This window comes from Paenisporosarcina sp. P4_D4, assembly GCF_056401835.1.
Map to the genome: position 1 here is coordinate 1 of NZ_JBFUIO010000247.1, position 1,911 is coordinate 1,911.

General features: G+C 41.0%; 2 protein-coding genes. Both read right to left on the reverse strand.

Going from position 1 to position 1,911, the window contains the following annotated elements; translation table 11 throughout:
- A partial coding sequence (locus AC1DSL_RS17680; protein ID WP_477533235.1) for an accessory Sec system S-layer assembly protein occupies positions 1-789 on the reverse strand: 789 nt, incomplete at its 3' end.
- On the reverse strand, positions 789-1,911 hold a 1,123-nt coding region (locus AC1DSL_RS17685; RefSeq protein ID WP_477533236.1), incomplete at its 5' end, for a preprotein translocase subunit SecA. The genes AC1DSL_RS17685 and AC1DSL_RS17680, both read right to left, overlap by 1 nt.

A 1,911-nucleotide genomic window follows, 5' to 3' on the forward strand; every position in this document is an offset into this window, starting at 1 on the left:
AACCTTAAGTTGATCAATCGTAAATGCGCCTTGTGCCACAATTTTGCCATTCGCATCGAGCACTTCCAGTGGAAGTTGCTCTAATGTGATTTGCTGGGAGTGCCCATTTCTAATAAACAGTGAGACCGCAAGTGTACCATCTGGCTGAACTTTTGCCTGGAATCCACTGAAGTTTACTTCTCTGTCATGAAGTTTAGGCAGGGAATCAACAATTTTCTTTAAGCCATCTTTTTGTTCGGCGCTTAGGGCTTCTTCCCAAGCTGCGTCCAATTCGATCTTGTGTGGTACCAACGATTGAACGTTGAAAGCTAAACGCCAACCTTCTTTAGGAAGTTCTCCTTTTAAAGTCGGTTGTTCAAAAACAAACACCCAAGGTCGTGCACTGGTTGCAGGCAATTCACCTAGTTCCGCAAGATTGAATTCTTTTACTGCCACCACTTGTTCATTTTGATCGATCAGCACGAGCTCAGCTGTATTCAATGTAATGGGAGTGGCCAATGATGTCCGTAAAAATGCTTTAACCAACCAAGCTTGTGTATTGTCGTCTTGCTCAATATCGATGCCTGATAAAGAAATTTGATTTGGTTTTAATGGTTCAAGCTCATTCGAAAGGAAGCTGAATACATATTGTTGTTCTTTTGGTACATCCCAAGCAGGATGAAGGGACAATGCTGTAGTGACTTCTTCCGACTGAGCACTCGGTTCAGTGCCATTAACTAACTCTGTTGACTCAACGGTACTATCAGCACCCGTTTTTTCGGTCTTCTTGAAAATCGAAAAAATGCCCATTAAATCGTCTCCTCTCGAGTTGAAATAATTTTCATAAAGTTGATAATCTCGGTAGCGATTGAACGGCGTAGCTCCTGGTAATGCATTTCAAAAAGCTCCAGACCTTCATTTTGGTAAATGCGCATTGGGTCTTCTTGTTGATATGCACGTAAACCGATGCCTTCTTTCAATCGGGTCATCGCCTCTAAATGTCGCACCCATGTCGAATCCAGGTAGGCAAGCATCACTTGTGGAATGGTATTCATAACCTCAGGCTGCTCAGAGAAAGTGGACATGTAATCTTTCAATTCATTTACTGCCGGCTGAAGTTGTTTAATAATATCTTTCACTTTAGAAACAGAACGATTCAATGAAACAGGTGCTAGAAGAATTTGATTCATCGTTTGTTCGATTTGGTCGAAATTCCAGTGTGCAGAAAGTTCGTCTTCTGAGCAACTTTCCCCTACAACAAACTCGACTGTTTCATCCAACATTTTGTGTAATTGATCAATTAAATCATTTCTTTCAAGCACTTTGTCTCTTAAGGTATAAATGACTTTTCGTTGTTCATTGATGACATCATCCAATTTAAGGTTGTACTCACGCATGGAGAAATGAGATCCTTCGACAATACGCTGTGTACGTTCCGTCAATTCATGAACATCTTTACCAAGGACAAGACCTAAGCTATCAGTTTTCACTTTTTTATTGAATTTCTCTAGATCATCTTTTGCAAAACGTTTGAACATATCATCCTCGAGGGAAATAAAGAATTGAGACTCACCTGGATCGCCTTGGCGTCCAGAGCGACCGCGTAATTGATTATCAATTCGACGATTTTCATGCTTTTCAGTTCCGAGGACAAATAGTCCGCCTACATCAGAAACACCATCACCCAGTTCGATATCAGTTCCTCGACCAGCCATGTTAGTGGCAACGGTAATTTGGTTTAATTGCCCAGCTTGTGAAATCAAGAATACTTCCTGCTCCACGCTTTTTGCATTCAACAGTTGGAATTCCAAGTCTAGTTGTTTTAAATATTTCGCTACTTCTTCTGATTGCAAAATAGAAGTAGTTCCGACTAAAACAGGTTGTCCAGTTGTGTGACGGGCTTTTACTTCCTTGGCAACAGCTGTATATTTC